Origin of the sequence: Clostridium kluyveri, assembly GCF_001902295.1 — a bacterium.
Classification (GTDB): domain Bacteria; phylum Bacillota; class Clostridia; order Clostridiales; family Clostridiaceae; genus Clostridium_B; species Clostridium_B kluyveri_B.
The window spans coordinates 2,110,633-2,129,823 of record NZ_CP018335.1 but is presented as its reverse complement, the minus strand read 5'-3'; the positions used below and the strand labels follow the sequence as shown (position 1 = coordinate 2,129,823).

Genomic DNA, 19,191 nt, shown 5'->3' with positions numbered 1-19,191 from the left:
GGAAAGGAGTGGAATCTATGGGTTTTATGAAAATTTTTTCCGGGAACAGAAAAAAACAAAATAAGGATTATATAAAGGCAACTTATGAAAAGGGGCCTTTTATGATAAAATGTCCTTTTTGTTTTAAAAAATTCAAAACCGATCAGGTAGTTTTTAGGGCCTCTCATTCTGAAAAAGGGGACCCTGAATATGAAAAAACAGTAGATGAAGTGCTTAATGAATACAATAAAAAGATAGGAAAAGGGCTGCTTGGAGAAATAAACCCTGTAGTCAGGGCAGAAAGTCTTCCAGAGAGCAGTAAAACAAGGGTGGATAAAGTGCTTATAGAAATTAAGGATAAGTACGATATAAGTACTAATGAAAGGCTGTGTCCTCATTGTCATAATGAACTTCCCATAACCTCGGGAAGAGGACCTTCTAAAATTATTTCCGTTGTAGGGGCTTCTCAGGCAGGAAAGTCTGTGTATATGACCACTCTTTTATATGTTCTTGAAAGATATACTAGCGAGAGAATAGATGCTTCCATGATTGCAGGAAGTTCCACATATAACGATGATATAAGAGAAAACCAGGAAAGAATTTTTGAAAAGAATATAATGCCGGACCCTACCCCAAAACAGCATATGGAACCACTTATAGAAAATTTTAAATTTAAAGACGATAAAATACCACCAATTACCCTTATTTTTTATGACGTACCTGGAGAGGGTATGACGGACAAGGGGTATATAGAAAAACACGGAGAACATATAAAGAATTCCGATGGTATAATATTTCTTGTAGATCCCCTGCAGATGAGGGCTCTAAGAAAAAAGATAAATATTGCGAACAGGGAATTTAAGGGAGACTTTACAGAAAAATATCAAGAATCAAAAGATATACTTGTATATTTATTTGAAAATTTTATATCTAAGCAGTCAAGGGAGAGAACCCCTATACCTACGGCGGTAGTGATAACTAAAAGTGATATGCTGAAAAATTTAAATGATGAAGAATACATAAGTAAAAACAGTAATATATTTAAAAATTACAACCACAGAAAGTTTTTTAATTTAAATGAATTTGAAAATATTGACGGTGAAGTGAGAAAATTTTTAGCCAGGGTAGACAGTGCTTTCAAAGGAGCCATGGATACATATTTTAAAACTACAGGATATTTTGCAGTGTCATCTTTGGGGTGTAATCCTCATAACCTTCAAATAGACAGCAGCACAAGTATAAATCCTGTGAGAGTGGATGAACCTTTTTTGTGGCTGCTTTACTGCATGAATTATTTAGATGGGGGAAGGGAATAAAATGATTGAACAACATTATTACACAAGTATTCCTGTAATAAAGAGTTTTAGACTTTGAATGAAATAAAAAAACCTGATATAAATATATTGTGTCACTTGCAAGAAGACAACAACAATCTATATCAGGAGGAAAACAATATGAATAATCGAATTATAGTTCCTAACACATTAATATTAGGGATAGACATAGCAAAGGAAAATCACTATGGTCAATTTGTAGTAAATGGTGAATATATAAAAAAGCCGTTCCTTATAAAGAATACCAGAGAATCTTTCGAATGTCTATTAGATTCAATCAGACAATTAAAGGCGAAATATAACTTAGATTATGTATTAGTAGGAATGGAGCCAACAGGTCACTATTGGAAGAATCTTGCTTACTACTTAAAAAGTCAAGGGATAGAGCTATGCTTGGTCAATCCATATCATGTTAATAAAATTAAGGAGCTTGAAGATAATAGTCCAACTAAGAATGACAAAAAAGATGCCAAGATTATTTCTAAACTTATATATCAAGGTCAATACCTAAACTGCATGTTTGAGGAAGAACTCTACGTAAATCTTCGATTATGCAGCAACAATAGGCAAGAGCTAAAAAAACAGTTTATCTCAGAAAAAGTAAGACTAATAGCGCTATTAGATGAATACTTTCCAGAATTTAAAAAGATGTTTTCAGATATCTTAGGAAAGTCCGCTTTATGTATACTGAAAACATGTCCTTTCCCACAAGATATAGTGAATATAGGAGTTTCTGAGCTTACTCAAAAGCTTCTAGATGCTACACATAATCGTGTTGGATTTAAGAAAGCAGAGCTGGTTTTTAATGCAGCTAAAACTTCAATAGGAGTGCCTGTAGGGCTTGAAGGGGCCAGATATAGATTAAGGCTTATTTTAAGGCAATTAGAAGCTTTACAAAAGGAACTAGATGATGTGGAAAAGCTCATGGAAGAATATCTTTTGCAGACAGGTTATTCAGAATATTTACTTAGCATAAAAGGTGTAGGCATAGTAACAGCTGCGGGTTTTCTAGCTGAAATTGGAGACATATCAAAATATGACAGCTATAAGCAAATACAGAAAGTGGCAGGACTTAACTTGAAAGAAACCAGCTCTGGCATGAAAAAAGGTAAAACTAAAATTAGTAAAAGAGGTCGTTCAAATTTAAGAAATATTCTATATCAGGCAGCAACTGTTATGGTAGCTAAGAATGCTGCATTTAAAGAAATATATACCCATTTAACGAAAAGACAGGAAAATCAATTAACCGGAAAACAAGCAATAGTTGCACTAAGTGTAAGACTTATAAAAGTTATGTACACTTTATGCAAGAAAAAAACAACATATACACATGACAAAGTTCATGGGTTGACAAGTTATCAACAAGCAGCTTAATTTAATATATGCATAGGTATATTGAAATTTATAGTTCTTTGAAAAGAGTAAGGTAAAGCGCGTTCAAACCCCCATAAGGGCTTAATTGACCCAGTATACGAGGATTAATGCTAGCACCTGCTCTAAAATGCAGAACGAAGGAATGTAGAGACATAGATATGTACTCCGTGAGACATGGTAGGGTAAGCATTAGAGCTATATAGGTGTGTTTCCTTCAAAATATTGGAATATCACTTACACTCTTATGCACACGTTCAACCTTCTCCATCCAGTATTACCTATATATTCAATATACTCACATATTTAAATTTAACCACTTGTTTATAAATAATGAAATTCTATGAAAATAGAAGTAAATAAAAGATAAATTAAAATTTATTGAGGTAGGGATAGAAAGGGAGTATTCAGTGAGACCCCAGGCTATGATACAGTAGCTAAAAGTTCTGGACTTGAAAATGAATTTATAATAAACACTCTTCAGAATTTATGTTTTTATGAAGCTCCTGCTCAGCTTGCAGGAGAAGAGGACATACTTAAATATCCTGTGGCACTGTTTTGTGCAAATACGGGAAACAAAATGATAATTGGCCAATCTGCTTTTGTGGGAAAAGACTATACAGGGCAGAGAAATCGTTATTTTACCCATAGTTATATAATTCCAGAAGAAGAAAGAGAAAATTATATAGAAAACCCCGAAAAAATAATATATGCTTCAGGATTTATAAGGGATTATGATATAGAAGAAGGAAACACCCTGGAGCAGATAAGTAAAATTCCACTAAATAGTCAGGATGACTGCTTCAATCCTATAGAAGACATGTTTTCTGCAGCCAATATGAATAGGGAAGTATTTGAGGATTTAATTAAAGCCTGTTTTAAGTCAGTTAAATACTGCAGAAAAATATATATTGTACTGGATGTGGATTACAGCCATATAAATTCTACTTCAAAAGGAATACTTAAATATCTATATAGGGTACTTCCCTTTGAAGTAAGGAGAAATTTAGGCTTTATAACCTATATGAAAGAACCTAAGATAAAGGACTCAATAAATATTATATTTTTGGCCAGGGGAAGTATAAAGAGACTTTCTACAGAAATAAAGGCAGGTTATGTATTTGATCTTTCAAAGGAAGATTCTTATTTAGATGATATTGACCATGAAAAGCATGAATTTATAGAGTTTATTATGGATAACATTGAAAATATAGAGAAATTAAAAAAATTTTTCTATATGGTGGATGGTGCTCTTTTAGAAGATAGATTAAATATATGTGAATATGATGGATTTTTTAAAGAACCCATTCAGGAGGAAAAAGAGGCATCTTTGGAAAATCCTACAATGCCTTTAGTAAATAAAAATAGTAATTTTTCTTTTAAGGGTATCTTAAAAAAAATTTTTGCTTTTTTAAAGAATAAGTAGAATTTAAAAAGTTATTTTGGGTAAATGAGAGGAGGTAGTAATTTGAGAATAGCGGAAGGTATTGAAATGATTGAAATATCTTGCAATATTATGGGCAGAATGACCAACATTTATCCTATATTAATGTGGGATGATAAAGATATGGTGCTTGTAGATACAGGCTTTCCTGGCCAATTGGAAAGGTTTCGGGAAGCAGTAAAAGCTGCTGGGTTGACTTTTGAAAAAATCAACAAGATACTTTTAACCCATCAGGACATAGACCATGTAGGTTCTCTTGCAAGTATTGTAAAAGAGCTCCACGGAAAAGTTGAAGTAATTGCACATGAAATAGAAAAACCATATATAACAGGAGAGAAGATGCCAATAAAATTGGCACAGATTGAGAAAAATAAAAAAACTTCACCTGATGACAGGAAAAGTTTCTATGAAATACTGAAGAATGGCTTTGCTAACTCCAAGACTAATGTTGATAACGTCGTATCAGATGGTGATATACTTCCATATTGTGGAGGAATAAAAGTAATTTATACCCCAGGACATACTCCGGGCCATATTGCTTTTTATCATGAATGTAGTAAAACCCTTATAACTGGTGATGAGATGAATATTCAGGATGGGCATTTAATGGGTCCTAACCAGGTGCATACTTATGATATGGGTGAAGCGGTGAAATCACTTCAGAAATTCACTCAGTATGATATAGAAAATATAGTGTGTTATCACAGTGGATTATATAATGATAATGCAAATAAAACTATTTTTAAATTAATTCAAAATTATAGTAAGTGATGTTATTTTGAATTTGTATCACTCCTAATTTGGGGTAGTGCCACATGACCATCGAGCTAAGACACGAGAATAATGAATTAAATTAGTTGCTGTAAGGGATTAAGGCAAAACAAATTTTGGAATAAATACTATTTTAATACGATTTTTTGCATATCAGAAAAGCTCCTGTGTTCATGATTTTTTGAAGACACGAACTTTAAATTATAATATAATAAAAGTGTTTTATGCGGCGGTTTCACACCTTCCTTCTCGATGGTTGTAGGATACTCCAAGAATGTCAAAGAAGGTCTTTTTGTCCTTACGGTGCGATTTCCGCCCATTTTTACATATACAGTTATATATTCTTGTTAAAACTTTGAAATTACTTGAAGGTGTCATAAAGTTGAAATACAGCTCTTGAACATATTCATGCACTATTTGTGCTGTTTTAATTTCACTTGTTTCAAACTTCTTCTTTTTTAAGAGTTCAGATCTCATTTTAAACATCACTATGGAGCTTAAAACTAGTAAAATAAGTTTACCATATAATTGGCATTTGAAACGTTCAATTTTTACTGGTTTTACACTAGATATGTGAAATATTGACTTCCATATCTTGAATATTAGTTCAATCTGCCATCTTAATGAATAAATATCATGTATTTGTTTTGTAATCAATATATCATTTGATATATTGGTCATGTATATTGTTATTCCTATCAAATCAATTGTATTAGCACTCATTGTTACAAGTGTATCTTTTGATACATCCAATTGTGAAAATGCACATAAATAAAGGAATTCCCATGCTGCTAATTTACCTTCTCTTTGTGCAAATCCAACCTTTCTTGCTATCTTTTCAACTTCTTCTTTTGAAAAGTATTTTAGTATATGGTTTGATAATTCCTTGATTCCATTTTGTGTTATTAATTTTTCTTTTGCTATTTTTTAGCCCTCCCTATAAAAAACAGATTTCTATTATTTATTGTACTATTTTTTATAAATGGGTACTATTTTTTCCTTAGTTTGATAGCCATGGGGTATCGTCAACATTTCGAAAAAACCCACTTTAAGACAATGATAACCAAATATAAGTACCATAAAGGTTATTTTAGAATTGTTTTGGTACTTTGATTTTGGTAATAGTTTTAGAACTGAAATTTATATGCCTGCTTTTTATGTTTTAAAATATAAAATTGAAATTTTTAGTTACACATAATATAATATATATAGATAATAAATGTAATAAACTGGAGGTAAAAATGGAAAGGGTAGACCTATAAGATCAGTTAAAAAAATAAATGATTTAAAGAAGTATTTAATTGGATCAGGAAACATGAGAAATTATGCGTTGATAGTATTGAGACTTAATTCAGCATTAAGAATATCAGATATACTTTTATTAACCTGGGAAGTTGTGTTTGATTTTGAAGAAAACCAATTTAAGATCCATGTTTACATTAAAAAAAAAGAAAACTGGTAAATATAGATGATGTATACTGTCTAATCGAATTATAAAAGAGCCATTTATGAAAAACTCATAAAGGGCTCTTTAGCTTTAATATAAATTTACTAGGCTTCAGTCTTACGGAAATTCTTCATCTTGCATTTGCCTTTCAAGAGATATATTTAAATCACCGATTTTCTATATCTAGCATATATTCTCAATTAGATGGTTTAAAAACTGTAGAAAAAGAAATTTAGGGGACAAAGTAAATAAAACTGTCGTTTATTTATCTAATTTATTTAAGATACTTTCCACCTTATATAGGGCTGTTACAACCCACATAAGAGGTAATACTTTCAAGCAAAAATTTTATTTCTGTGAGTATTCACTTATGGTCTCTTGTTGATGTATAGAATTTCTTTGAGATATATATACTCCAGTTAGAACGACAATTGAACCAATAATTTGAGTGATCGCTGGAATATAGCTTAAAATAATTATTGATAATAGAATTGTAATAATAGGAACATAGTTTATAAAAATGGAAGCTTTTGATGCACCTAAAACTTGTATCCCTTGGTTAAAAAATAAATAAGCTAATACTGAAGAGCCTAAAGATAAGAAAATTACACAGCATACGCTTATAATAGAGAAATTGTGTGTATTAATGCGATAATTAGCAGAATACATATAATATAATATCCAAGGAATAATTCCTATTGTGCCATATAAAAAAATATAGAAGGTTTGAGCTATAGATGGAATATCTGGTGCTATATTGCGGTACAATACATTATATATTCCAAAACAAAGTGTACTTATAAGTAAGAAAATATCACCTATATTAAAATTTAAAGTATATATAATGTGTAGGTTTAATTTTGTTATAATAATAAAAACGCCTAAATATGCTATTAAAGCTCCTGATAAAGTATTTTTTGTAAAAGTTTCTTTTTTTATAGCTACAGAAATGAATAAAGTACATAATGGAATCGTAGCTTCCATAAGAGAAGCATTAAATGCAGAACTTATATTCAATCCTTGAAAATAAAAACAATAACACAAAGAAATTCCTACAAACCCCATCAAAAATAATGCTAAGTGTTCTTTTAAAGTTAAAGAAATTCTCATTGTTTTCATATTAAATTTACAAACAAAAAAAAGAATAATTGTAGCCCAAAAAAATCGCATGAATGTCACAGATAAAGGACTCATCTCTTTTAATAAAATTTTTCCTGCAATAGCTGAACCACCCCAAAAAAATGCAGATAAACATAACTTAATATATATTATTTTTGTTTTACTCAATTTTAAATTACCCCCTGTACTTCTGAGCTAACATATCTTTTGGAGTGTAATAAATGTGAATATTTAATATAAATATTATGTAACTTGGAAGTTATTTGGCTCACATATATAATAATTTCTTTAGTATATTGTTCACAATTAACTATAGTGTGGTTTTCGATACCATTAATCGTAGTTACTATAAATTCATATGTTGATTTTTGCATTTCTAAAATGTCTTTTTCAACAACTTTACTTAAAGAATTTATTAGTTTATCTGTAAGATAAAACTCTTTAAGTTTAAGTGAATATCTTAATTTTCTGCTTAGATAATCTTCATATTGAGCAATAAAATAAGAAGATTTTATTTTTACTAGTATGTTATATAAAAGTGTTACTCTTTCATCTTTAAAATAATAATTTTCGACGTCCCATATATTTTTTCTTGGTAGTACAGACATTTGTTTTTCTAAAGGAATACCAGGTAAAGTTTCAGCTCTAGATACTATATTCCAAAAACTACATAAACCTATTTTATATAAAAATGTTGTAGTATGCATTACTTCTTTTAAGGTTACATCTTGGTGAAAACATATAACTCCGTTAGTATAACCTTCGATTTTAAATTTTTTCAATTTATCTATAGTGTATAGGGATTGATTTAATGCCTTTATTGTAAAGTTGTAAAGTATCATCATCGCCAGCCTCTAATCCAACATACGTGCCAATTAATCCGTTATTTACAAGACGATTAATAAGTTCTTCGTCTCTATCAAAATCAAAACTATCAGATCTTATGAAAGCATCGAAAGGAATTTTCAAATTACGTTCTTCAAGTAAAGAACAAAATTCATCTATCCATGCTCTACTATCGGCAGAACGTGTAATAAATGTTGCATCATAAAAATGTAGTATTAATTCTTTATTTTTAAATAAAGGAGTTAATGACATCATTTCATTTACAACATTCAAGGGGGATCTTCTTCTTATTAATCCTACTTTACCATTTGAGAAAAATCTATCTCCATTACAAAAAGAACAAGAAAAAGGACACCCTCTTTCAGCTAGAATTCCAATTTCTATGGGAATATTTTTTTTGATAGCAGAAATTGCAACATCTCTTGCTGCAAAGGCAATGGTATCTAAAATTGTTATGCTTGATTCATCATTTGTCCTAGTAAATTTTTTCCCATTCTTATCAATAAAAGAAATATTTTTTACTTTTCTAATATCTTCATTATTTTCAATAGTATTAACCTGAGTTCGAAAATAAAAAAAGTATTTATAGATATAAAAAATCCCATCAAAATGTTTTATTATATAAATACAGAGAAAAAACAAAACAAAAGGATGGGATTTTATGCAAAATTTATTATTTGAAGTATTTTACGATGTTGATAACTATTGTATAGCTTTTGAAGAATACTGCCGGAGCCATTTTATAGAGGAAAACAACTGTAGTCATTTTTCAATAATAAAAAGTAGAAACTTATCGCTTAGTGAAGTCATGACAATAATCATATACTTTCACTTATCAGCCTACAGAAATTTCAAAGCCTATTATATAAAGTATGTATCAACTGTTCTAAGACCCTATTTCCCTGAGCTTGTAAGCTATAACAGGTTTGTAGAACTAATGCAGGAAACATTGCTTCCACTACTATTATACATGAGAAAATTTAGAATTGGCAAGTGTACAGGAATTTCTTTCATTGATTCCACCACTTTAGATGTATGCCATAACAGGAGAATCCATTCCCACAAGGTTTTCAAGGGAATTGCAGAAAGGGGAAAGAGTTCAACAGGATGGTTTTATGGCTTCAAACTTCATCTTGTCATAAATGACAAGGGTGAAATTCTTTCTTTCTATCTGACACCCGGGAATGTGGATGACAGGAATATAGAGGTTATAGAACAACTCTCAAAAGAACTCTACGGAAAATTATTTGGGGACAAAGGTTATTTGTCCAAGAAAATATCAGATATACTGTATTCCAAGGGGGTACAGCTCATAACAAAACTAAAAAGGAATATGAAAAACAAGTTAATGTGTATGGAAGACAAAATTATTCTTAGGAAAAGAGCTGTTATAGAGAACGTAAACGATCATTTGAAGAATGTATGTCAAATAGAGCATAGCCGTCATAGAAGCCTTACCAACTTTATGGTAAATATAGTTTCTGGACTAGCAGCATATAGTTTTCTTCCTAAAAAACCTTCCTTGAAATTGGACAAACATCTTCATTTAGCTTAATCACAATATTGCTTTAAATGTGAATAAATGTTAAATAATTTCTTCATTTGTAGTTAAATTATTTTTTGCATTTTCTATATCTATATTTATACAAAATTGTAGTTTATTTTTTCGAACTCAGGTTAGTATTAACTAATTTTAAAAAAGTATCCTCACCTTCTCCCCTAATAATACAGTCAATTATAGAATACTGTTCTAGAATTTCCTTATCTAAATAAGTTGAATGTTCTCCTCCTAATACAACCGTACAATGTTTGGACTGAAATTTCAGGATTTGAGCAATTTTCAATGCAGAAGGAAAAGTGGCATAATTTATACTTAATCCTATTAAATCAGTATTATTATTTATTAATATATCTACAAGTTCTTTTTCATTTAGTTTATCAACACGTAGATCATAGATAGAAGTTTCATGTCCATTAGCTCTCAAATAAGCTGCGATAAGTGCTATTCCTAAATTTTCATGATACCCATAAAGTTCTCTCATTCCGTTTACTTCAGTTTGTGGATTGATAAGTGATATCTTCATATTAACCAAACCTTTCATATTAATATTTTATAATTATAAATTTCATAAATTAATATATTCTACATAAATTTCAAAATTCCTATATAAAATGCAAATATTTATTAAATTTTATATAATTTAGACTAAAAATATGCTTATTTAATAAATGGAAAAAGTAAAGAGACGCTAACGTATAAATAATTGATAATATTACAGAACCAAATATAACAAAAATTCAAAATTTGCATAAATAATTAATAATATGCTATCATTTATATATAGTGTATATAGTTAAGTCGCAATGATAGAATAGTAGCATACTAGTTTTTACCGTATTCTTCATAAAATCACATTAATTTGTATGACATAATTAATTGATAAAGAAAGTGTTTTTACGAAGATAGACTAGCTTTTTGGAAAGATTTACAGAAAGGGGGTAACAATTTTGATTTGTATTATAGATTATGGAATGGGAAATTTAAAAAGTGTTCAAAAGGCATTAAGTTATATAGGTGCAGAATCAAAGATAACTTCAGATAAATATGATATAGAAAGCAGCAAAGGAGTTATATTGCCTGGAGTAGGAGCTTTTCCGGAAACTATGAGAAATTTAAAAAATAAAAAATTAGATTTGGTACTAAAAGAAATTGTATCAAAAGGCATACCTCTAATTGGTATATGTCTGGGAATGCAGCTTTTATTTGACACAGGTGAAGAAATAGAACATTGCAATGGATTGGGACTTGTACATGGTAATATAACAAAACTTCATGGAAATATAAAAATACCTCACATGGGCTGGAATAGTTTAACTATAGAAAAAGAGTGTCAAATTTTAAAAGGTGTACAACAAAATAGTTATGTGTATTTTGTGCATTCATTTTATGCTAAGTTGAAATTTAAGAATAATTTAAATGCCTATAGTTTCTATGGAGTAGAGGTACCAGCTGTTATCAACGAGAAAAATGTATATGGCACTCAATTTCATCCTGAAAAAAGTGGAGATGTGGGAATTAAAATGTTAAAAAATTTTGTAGAACTTACAATACAGCAAAGTGCAAAATAAAAGATATATTTTGATATATTAATATTTTCATCAATAAATTTTAAATATATGAATTTTCATTAGGTTGAAGCTAAGAATATACTATGCACAACGCTAAAGCTTAAAAATGAAAGTGTGTATAGACTTATAATTGAGAAACTCATATATTTAAAAACTCTTTTTTAAAAGAAGCTATATAAATGGGGGGAAATTAATATGCTTACTAAGAGAATAGTTCCATGCTTAGATGTAAATATAGGAAAGGTTGTAAAAGGAATAAATTTTATCAATTTGAAAAATGTGGGAGATCCAATAGAAATAGCTGAGCACTATAACGGGCAGGGGGCAGATGAAATAGTATTTTTAGATATTACTGCTACCTATGAAAAAAGAAAAACATTAATTGATGTAGTGGAGAAAACTGCAGAAAGAGTATTTATTCCTCTCACTGTAGGAGGAGGAATATCGGATATAGATGATTTTAAGAGTATACTTAGAGCAGGTGCAGATAAAATATCTGTAAATTCGGCGGCCATAAGAAATCCAAATTTAATATACGAGGCAGCAGATAAATTCGGTTCACAGTGTGTGGTAGTTGCTATAGATGCAAAAAAAAGATCAGGAGGACAGGGTTGGGATGTATTTATAGAAGGAGGAAGGAAAAATACGGGTATAGATGCGATAGAGTGGGTTAAAAAAGTAGAAAGTCTAGGAGCAGGAGAAATACTTCTTACAAGTATGGATGCAGATGGTACTAAAAGAGGCTATGATATAGAATTGACTAAAGCTGTTGTAGAATCAGTAAATATTCCAGTAATAGCCTCCGGAGGATGCGGATCCTTAGAGGATTTCTATAATGTATTCAAGGATACATGTGTAGATGCAACTCTAGCAGCTTCATTGTTTCATTATGGAGAATTAAAAATAAGAGATGTAAAAAAATATCTTCAGGATAGAGATGTACCAGTAAGGTTATAATGACAAGCTCAGAGATATAGGGCATTAATCCTTATATCTTTTTGTATGAGAAAACCCCACGTTAGACGCTATACATTGCACATAAGTTTGGGAATTAATTAGTAAGTAACGTATACAGAGCCAAAACATACATTTGAACATTCATAAATAAATATATTAATATGCATATAAGACTAAATAATTTAGGAGGTTTGTATGCATACTAATGATTGGGTACTACAGGAATTTAATGATGCACCTTTTGCGGATAATAGACTAAATAAGAGGTTAACTAAAATAGCTAACTCTTTCTACGGAAACCCTGAAAGTTCAATACCTCAGGCATGTAAAAGCTATGCTGGAACACAGGCAACATATAGATTCTTTAGTAACAATAGAGTTAAACCGGAGGTAATCCTAATGAGCCACAGAGAACAAACTATCGATCGTATGAGAAAGTATGACACTGTCTTTGCAATCTAGGATACTACCACATTAGATTATAAAGATCATCCTGCAACTAAAGGATTAGGTGTATATGGTAACACTGAACATGATCTTGGGTTGTTAAATCATACCACTCTTGCAGTAACAGTAGATGGTATTCCTCTTGGCATTTTATTAAGACATGTATGGACACATGTTCCAAAAGAACTTGGAAAACGGGTTACCAAACGTGAACGCTCTACATCAGATAAAGAAAGTCAAAAGTGGCTTGACGCTTTAGATTCAAGCCTCAAAGATGTTCCAAAACATATAAATGTAATTGCTTGTAGAAAACCTTGAATAAGCAGTTGAAAAAATCAAATGGTATAGACAACGTTGGAAAATTGAACGTTATCATTATACTTTAAAAAGTTATTTTGGGTAAATGCGAGGAGAGAGTAATTTGAGCAAGAATTATCAAGAACTAATTTTAAATTAAGTATATAATTAATATATCTTCTTGAAAGGAGGATGTATATGGATTACCGCTCAAAGGTGAATGACTCGCTTAAGTATATTGAAAAAAATCTAGATGATAAGATTAGTCTTCAGGATCTTGCACAAAAGGCCAATTTATCAAAGTATTATTATCATAGGATATTCCATAAAATAGTAGGTCAATCTGCAGCCAGATATATAAACAAGCGGCGCATGGAAAAAGCCTCAGAGGAACTTATCCATACAAATCAATCCATCTTGGACATTGCTCTAAAATATCAGTATGGTTCTCAAGAATCATTTTCAAGAGCTTTTAGGAGAGTTTATGGCTTGACGCCAGGAAAGTACAGGAGGGTGTATGGAAGTAATAAATCAAATAATGTTATAAGTATCAGAACATATCTCAATAAAATTACGAATATTGCTGCATAAATGGCATAAGGAGGTTAATATGAGTAATCTTGTACCAATGGTAATTAAACACACATCTCGTGGAGAGCGTTCTTATGATATTTTTTCAAGACTACTAAGTGATAGGATTATAATGCTTAATGGCATGGTAACTAATGAATCAGCAAGTTTAATTATAGCACAAATGCTTTTTCTAGAATCTGAGGACAGTGATAAAGATATTCATTTTTATATTAATAGCCCCGGTGGTTCTGTAACAGATGGGTTCGCCATTATGGATACAATGAATTATATTAAATGTGATGTTTCTACAATTAGTATAGGTCAGTCGGGGAGTGCCGCTTCACTGCTGCTGGCATCAGGGACTAAGGGTAAACGCTTTGCATTGCAAAATAGTGAAGTGCTCATTCATCAGCCTTCAATATCAGGAGGACTTCAAGGGCAAGCCACAGATATAAAGATTCATAGTGATTGGCTTGAAAGGACAAAAGAAAAGCTGAATGAGATATATGCTAATCTTACGGGTCAGCCCATAAAAAAAATTAAAGAAGATATGGAAAGAGATTGTTATATGACAGCTGAACAAGCAAAAGATTATGGATTAATTGACGAAATTTTATCTGAATAAAGCGTCAATTAATTATCTGAGAATTATACTTATACCACGGATATATTATTCTGTCTGCTCTTTTCTGGCATTTATTTCGCTCGATGCCTTTGTTAACAATGGTGAAGCTATATATAGTGCTTTGAGATTATCCCTGAGCATCGTATGCTGCCAGGTGCCTTGGTCTAATTTTTTCTGGGCTTTCTCACTCTTGCTAATCAGTGAAGCTATTGGTGCAAGCGCTTTTTCCAAGTCTTCTTTCGTAAATTTATCTGTTACATCATTCTCTGCTAATTCATTTATTATTAATGACGAGGCTACATAAAGCGCTTTGATCCTGTTCCTTTGCAACGTGTACTGGGAAGTACCTTGTGCAAATTTTTCTTGTGCTTTCTCACTCCGCTCAATCATTGAAGCTATGGCTCGGAGTGCTTCCTCCATATCTATCTTCGTGGAATCATCCATCAACTCAAACTCCTCACAACATATAAATTTGCCACACCTACACGCATTATAATCATAATTATCTATTGTAAATATTATATCAGAATTATTGACTTTTGAGTAGAACGAATAATTATTAGATAATATTCAATCAGAAAATGGGCAACTGTGGCCACCAGTTGCCCTGCTTACCGTTTTGTGAAGGCGAATGCAGGTTATAGAGTCCATGCTCTCACAGCACTATGATGCCCTAACCCTATGGCATGCAAACTTTTGTATGCGTTATTGACTTCAGAGTCAACGGATGCTATACTGAAATAGATATATTGACTTTTAAGTCAATAGAATATGAGGTTGGAGGTTATATTAATGGCGAGGAAGAAAGACGATGCCGAATTTATATGTGAATATAAAATCAAAGACCATAAAATTATGACTATGGAAGAAGAAAAACGTGAACGGGTTATCGCAGAAGCATTTAGGGAATTCAATAAAGGATACCATCTGGCAAATTTAGATGAAATAGCCAAGAAGGCAGGTATATCTAAGGGATTAATATTTCATTATTTTGGCTCTAAAAGGGGGCTTTTCCTGTTTCTCATTAAGTATTCACTGGACATTATTATTATGGAGTATAGAAAGGTTATTTTAGAAAGCAGTGACTTTCTTGAAAATATCAGGATTGTGTCAAAACAGAAACTAGAGATGTTCTTTCGTTACCCGCTTATGTTTGGGTTTCTGGTGAAAACCTACTCTGACTCAGCAGTAAAGGATGTTTTTCCGGAAGGGCTTCCGGGAGATTTGCCGCAATCGTCGCCCTTTATTGCGGTGCAGTTGGTCCGCCAAAGATCCAATCATGACAATATGCTGTTCAAGGATGATATTGACAGTGAAAAGGCACAAAACATCATTATGTGGACGATGCATGGCTACATCGACAGCTTGTTCCGGTATGGCGACGATGTTGACGCCTACAAGGCGCATTCTGAGGAAATGCTAAGAGAGCTTGACGAGTATCTGCAGATTCTTTGCAAAATCTTATATCGATAAAAGGAGGAAGATGATATGTTCATTGATGTTGAAAACATAAAGAAAAGCTACACGACGGGTGTGGTGAAGACCGAAGTCTTAAAAGGAATCGGGATGAAGCTCGATAAGGGAGAAATCGGCGTCATCCTCGGGCCTTCCGGTTCTGGAAAATCCACACTGATGAATATCCTCGGGGGTATCGATCGCGGGGACAGTGGACGGGTTTTCGTTGACGGTGTTGAGATCAACAATCTGAATGATGATGGGTTAACCGATTATCGGCGCCGGGACGTTGGTTTCGTCTTCCAGTTTTATAATTTGATTCCCAATCTTACAGTTGGGGAGAACATTGAAGTGGTATCCAATATAAGTAAATCACCTCTCGATACTGACGAAGTTTTAGCAGCAGTCGGTATGCAGGATAAAAAGCACCGCTTCCCCCGGGAGCTTTCCGGTGGTGAACAGCAGCGGGTATCCATTGCAAGGGCGATTGTCAAAAATCCGAAGCTGCTGCTTTGTGATGAACCAACCGGAGCGCTGGATTTTCAGACGTCTCGCAGCATTTTGAAACTCCTGCAAGAGGTGAACAAGAAATATGGAACCACCATTTTGATGATCACCCACAACGTCGCCATTGCCGGTATGTCGAACCAGGTGTTCAAACTCAGGAGCGGTGAAATCGTGGAAGAATTGGCGAATGAGCAAATTGTTCCAGCGGAAAGGATTGAATGGTAATGGTCATCAATAAGAGAATCAAACGTGTTTTCTTCGAGAACAAGGCGCAATATATCGGCTCCGTTTTACTGATTCTTTTAAGTTGCGTGCTGTTTACGGGTATGGTTTTAGTAGGTAGCAACCTAAAACGGCTAACGAATGAATTTGAAAAAGGATATGTGCAGGAAGACGCTTCTTTTATAACTGACAAAAGCATAGATAGTTTACCCGAGCTTGAACTGGCGGGAGACGCGGTCATTGAGGAAGGCAAAAGCATCGATTATGTGCTTTTAGAAGGGATCACGCTGCGCGTTTTCACTAAAAATGATAAAATCAATATTCCGGTCATCATCGAAGGCAATGAACTAAACGGAAGCGGAGAAATCCTGCTCAACCCGGCTTTTGCCGCCGCCCAAAATTATAAAATCGGTGATGTGCTGACCATAATGGATAAGCAGTTTACGGTTGCTGGTTTTATGGCACTGCCGAATTATATTTATCCGCTGAAATCAGAAACGGACCTCGTATATTCGCCGCAGAACTTTGGTATTGCAGTCGTAAGCCGCGAGGACTTTGCTGCGCTCGGCAAAGGAAGCAGTTTCTACGCGGTGAAATTCAATCATCCGAAAGAAAGCCCGCGTGCCCAGTCGGCAAAATTCATAGAGATGCTGAAAAGCCGGGGTATAGGCATCGGGCAATGGACGGATACCAGCGGAAATAGCCGGGTCAACTCTGCCACAATGAAAAATGATTCCATAAATTTTATGAGCAAGGTTGTACCTATCGCGGTTCTATTGTTGACTGCTGTTTTACTTGGCAACATCATTGGGCGGATGATCAAGCGCGAATCGGTAATCGCAGGCGCATTGTATGCGTTAGGATATAAAAGGAAGGAACTTTATCACTATTATTTGAAATTCCCGCTTGTTATCGCCGCAATCGGAGGTGTCATTGGAACCATCATTGGGTTGTTTACCGTGCGTGCCTTTTTGCTGTTTCTGCTCGGTTACTTCGACATACCGTTGACCAGAATTAATTATAATCCGGTTGTGATCATCACGAGCCTTCTCCTCCCCGTTTTATTCCTTGGATTGAGCGGCTTCCTTGTGATCCATAAAGAGCTGAAATATTCGCCCGCCGAGCTGATGAAGGGGAATAGGAAAAAGAGTAAGGTAAATTTTCTGGAGCGCAGGTTTCATCTTGAAAAACTTAAATTTACTTTGAAATTCAAGATTCGGGAACAACTCCGCAGTCTGTCCCGGCTTGCCTTGCTGCTCGGCGGCTGCGTAGTGGCCACACTGCTTCTGCTCTATGGCTTTTTCCTGAAAAGTGGTATGGATTATCTCCTGACAAGTAATGTGGAAGGCTCATACAATTTCCAGTACGAGTATGTCTTCTATAACCTGCAAAATGGGCGGCCGCCTGCGGGCTCCGAACCTTTCTCTGCATCGAAATTTCTGCCAATGGGTGATGATAACAGAGATTTTTATGTCACTGGTGTTATGCCGGATTCCGCAATGTATACGCTTATGGATGAATCCGGCAACAGACTGAGTATGAATCAGGTTATTATAACGAGGCCACTTGCTGATCGGCTAAAGGCAAAGCCGGGAGACACGATTACCATCGTCCGCAAAGCGGACTATCAGGAATTTTCGTTGAAAATCGACAGTATCGCGGATTCCTATAACAGGTTTATCTTTATGCCGCTTGCCGAGTATAATGAGAAATTCGGGATGCCGGAAGAAAGCTACACGGGGCTTGGCAGTAACAAGCTACTGGATATTCCAGAAAACCAGCCGTACAACGTAGTGTCCATGGAAGAGAAGGCTGCTGCGGTAAGAGAATCCATGGCGCCCGTGGTGTCGCTGATCTTTTTCGTTTCAGCGGTGGCGTTTCTCATTGGAGTGCTTATCATCTATGTTGTTACTTCCATGATTATTGAAGAAAATAAGAACACGATTTCACTGATGAAGATTTTCGGATACCGGAAAAAGGAAGTGAATTCTCTAATCCTGAATAGCTCAACAACTGTCGTGATACTCGGGTATCTCATTGGAATCCCGCTCAGTTTTGCGGCAATGGGAGGGCTGATGAAAGCATTGGAAAACAGCATTACTTTTTCAATGCCCTTGATGATTGATCCTCTTTACATTGTAGTAGGATTTGTCGTCGTAATGGTCTCCTATGAATTGTCGAAGCTGTTGTGCAGGAAAAAAGTCAATGCGGTTTCTATGAGTGAGGCGCTAAAGGTGGGAACGGAATAGAAAAGTTTTTACCCGACACCAAAAAAGCTTCTACCATTGAAAAATAAAAAAAAACCTCGGTTACGACGACTAATAGTCTATAGTTCTCAATAGAACAGCGGTAGCCAAGCGGTGGTTTTGATAACGAAAATCAAAGCCGCTGCTTTTCTTTATCCGAACGCTACCATTGCTAATACTCCCATCTTCTTCAAAGTGGGAGATAAGCACTGCTATGCGCCTGGATAAGTTCTTCCCCTAAAGGATACGTATTCTAAGTGCTAAAGACACTAAGAATACTGTTAATAAGGTTCAGATGGAGATAAGCAGTTCTTAAAGCAAACTCCACCTGAACCTAAGAATCACTTGATCGAAAAAAGAGTGTGCGGAGGGCGTGATTAGTGCGTCCTTTTTTCCCCTTAACGGCAGCGGTGGCTTTGGGA

The 19,191-nt window shown here is 33.7% G+C and carries 20 protein-coding genes and 1 pseudogene; 15 read left to right on the top strand and 6 right to left on the bottom strand.

Going from position 1 to position 19,191, the window contains the following annotated elements; translation table 11 throughout:
* Positions 1 to 17: 17 nt before the first annotated feature.
* The 5 genes and pseudogenes from BS101_RS10295 (at position 18) to BS101_RS10280 (ending at position 4,899) form a co-directional block, all read left to right on the top strand.
* On the top strand, positions 18 to 1,295 hold the full coding sequence (locus BS101_RS10295; protein WP_073538742.1) for a TRAFAC clade GTPase domain-containing protein: 1,278 nt from the start codon (positions 18 to 20) through the stop codon (positions 1,293 to 1,295).
* 138 nt (positions 1,296 to 1,433) lie between these two features.
* Positions 1,434 to 2,687 carry an IS110 family transposase gene (locus tag BS101_RS10290; RefSeq protein ID WP_073537418.1) on the top strand — a complete coding sequence of 418 codons (1,254 nt, stop codon included), beginning with the start codon at positions 1,434 to 1,436 and terminating at the stop codon, positions 2,685 to 2,687.
* A gap of 397 nt (positions 2,688 to 3,084) precedes the next feature.
* Positions 3,085 to 3,447 (top strand): annotated as a pseudogene (locus BS101_RS23790) (hypothetical protein); the annotation flags it as partial.
* Between the two features lie 57 nt (positions 3,448 to 3,504).
* Positions 3,505 to 4,110 (top strand): hypothetical protein, encoded by a 606-nt coding sequence (locus BS101_RS23785; RefSeq protein WP_347472935.1) that lies wholly within the window; start codon positions 3,505 to 3,507, stop codon positions 4,108 to 4,110.
* Between the two features lie 42 nt (positions 4,111 to 4,152).
* A complete protein-coding gene (locus BS101_RS10280) occupies positions 4,153 to 4,899 on the top strand; it encodes an MBL fold metallo-hydrolase (RefSeq protein WP_073538741.1) in 747 nt (248 codons plus the stop codon).
* A gap of 222 nt (positions 4,900 to 5,121) precedes the next feature.
* On the opposite strand, the gene BS101_RS10275 is transcribed toward BS101_RS10280, so the two are convergent.
* From BS101_RS10275 to BS101_RS10255, 4 genes are all read right to left on the bottom strand, one after another.
* A complete protein-coding gene (locus BS101_RS10275) occupies positions 5,122 to 5,769 on the bottom strand; it encodes a transposase (protein ID WP_347472934.1) in 648 nt (215 codons plus the stop codon).
* Between the two features lie 925 nt (positions 5,770 to 6,694).
* Positions 6,695 to 7,633, bottom strand: a complete 939-nt coding sequence (locus tag BS101_RS10265; RefSeq protein WP_073538739.1) for a DMT family transporter — start codon at positions 7,631 to 7,633, stop codon at positions 6,695 to 6,697.
* 2 nt (positions 7,634 to 7,635) lie between these two features.
* Complete coding sequence (locus BS101_RS10260; RefSeq protein ID WP_198039586.1) at positions 7,636 to 8,247, bottom strand: hypothetical protein; 612 nt, start codon at positions 8,245 to 8,247, stop codon at positions 7,636 to 7,638.
* Between the two features lies 1 nt (position 8,248).
* Complete coding sequence (locus BS101_RS10255) at positions 8,249 to 8,953, bottom strand: B12-binding domain-containing radical SAM protein (RefSeq protein WP_073538737.1); 705 nt, start codon at positions 8,951 to 8,953, stop codon at positions 8,249 to 8,251.
* Between the two features lie 19 nt (positions 8,954 to 8,972).
* Between BS101_RS10255 and BS101_RS10250 the strand changes: the two genes are divergently transcribed.
* Positions 8,973 to 9,866, top strand: coding sequence for an IS982 family transposase (locus tag BS101_RS10250; RefSeq protein ID WP_073538736.1), 894 nt, complete (start codon positions 8,973 to 8,975; stop codon positions 9,864 to 9,866).
* Positions 9,867 to 9,969: 103 nt separating this feature from the next.
* Here the strand turns inward: BS101_RS10250 and BS101_RS10245 are convergent, their stop codons facing one another.
* Entirely contained in the window at positions 9,970 to 10,395 is a 426-nt protein-coding gene (locus tag BS101_RS10245) for a B12-binding domain-containing radical SAM protein (RefSeq protein ID WP_073538735.1), read from the bottom strand.
* 424 nt (positions 10,396 to 10,819) lie between these two features.
* Between BS101_RS10245 and hisH the strand changes: the two genes are divergently transcribed.
* The 6 genes from hisH (at position 10,820) to BS101_RS10215 (ending at position 14,339) form a co-directional block, all read left to right on the top strand.
* A complete protein-coding gene (gene hisH / locus BS101_RS10240; RefSeq protein ID WP_073538734.1) occupies positions 10,820 to 11,440 on the top strand; it encodes an imidazole glycerol phosphate synthase subunit HisH in 621 nt (206 codons plus the stop codon).
* Between the two features lie 195 nt (positions 11,441 to 11,635).
* A complete protein-coding gene (gene hisF, locus BS101_RS10235; protein WP_073538733.1) occupies positions 11,636 to 12,397 on the top strand; it encodes an imidazole glycerol phosphate synthase subunit HisF in 762 nt (253 codons plus the stop codon).
* Positions 12,398 to 12,592: 195 nt separating this feature from the next.
* Positions 12,593 to 12,859, top strand: coding sequence for an IS4/Tn5 family transposase DNA-binding protein (locus BS101_RS10230; protein WP_073538732.1), 267 nt, complete (start codon positions 12,593 to 12,595; stop codon positions 12,857 to 12,859).
* 81 nt (positions 12,860 to 12,940) lie between these two features.
* Positions 12,941 to 13,162 carry a hypothetical protein gene (locus BS101_RS10225; RefSeq protein WP_073538731.1) on the top strand — a complete coding sequence of 74 codons (222 nt, stop codon included), beginning with the start codon at positions 12,941 to 12,943 and terminating at the stop codon, positions 13,160 to 13,162.
* Positions 13,163 to 13,339: 177 nt separating this feature from the next.
* A complete protein-coding gene (locus tag BS101_RS10220) occupies positions 13,340 to 13,732 on the top strand; it encodes a helix-turn-helix transcriptional regulator (protein WP_073538730.1) in 393 nt (130 codons plus the stop codon).
* 19 nt (positions 13,733 to 13,751) lie between these two features.
* Positions 13,752 to 14,339, top strand: coding sequence for an ATP-dependent Clp protease proteolytic subunit (locus BS101_RS10215; RefSeq protein WP_073538729.1), 588 nt, complete (start codon positions 13,752 to 13,754; stop codon positions 14,337 to 14,339).
* Positions 14,340 to 14,384: 45 nt separating this feature from the next.
* On the opposite strand, the gene BS101_RS10210 is transcribed toward BS101_RS10215, so the two are convergent.
* The gene (locus BS101_RS10210) at positions 14,385 to 14,783 is read right to left on the bottom strand and encodes a hypothetical protein (protein WP_073538728.1); all 399 of its coding nucleotides are present in this window, start codon (positions 14,781 to 14,783) and stop codon (positions 14,385 to 14,387) included.
* Between the two features lie 348 nt (positions 14,784 to 15,131).
* Here BS101_RS10210 and BS101_RS10205 point away from each other — a divergent pair, with 348 nt between their 5' ends.
* From BS101_RS10205 to BS101_RS10195, 3 genes are read left to right on the top strand one after another with little or no spacing between them, the layout of a single operon-like run.
* Entirely contained in the window at positions 15,132 to 15,812 is a 681-nt protein-coding gene (locus BS101_RS10205) for a TetR/AcrR family transcriptional regulator (protein WP_073538727.1), read from the top strand.
* Between the two features lie 15 nt (positions 15,813 to 15,827).
* On the top strand, positions 15,828 to 16,526 hold the full coding sequence (locus tag BS101_RS10200) for an ABC transporter ATP-binding protein (RefSeq protein WP_073538726.1): 699 nt from the start codon (positions 15,828 to 15,830) through the stop codon (positions 16,524 to 16,526).
* On the top strand, positions 16,526 to 18,772 hold the full coding sequence (locus tag BS101_RS10195; RefSeq protein WP_073538725.1) for an ABC transporter permease: 2,247 nt from the start codon (positions 16,526 to 16,528) through the stop codon (positions 18,770 to 18,772). The genes BS101_RS10200 and BS101_RS10195 overlap by 1 nt, the downstream gene beginning before the upstream one ends.
* Positions 18,773 to 19,191 lie beyond the last annotated feature (419 nt).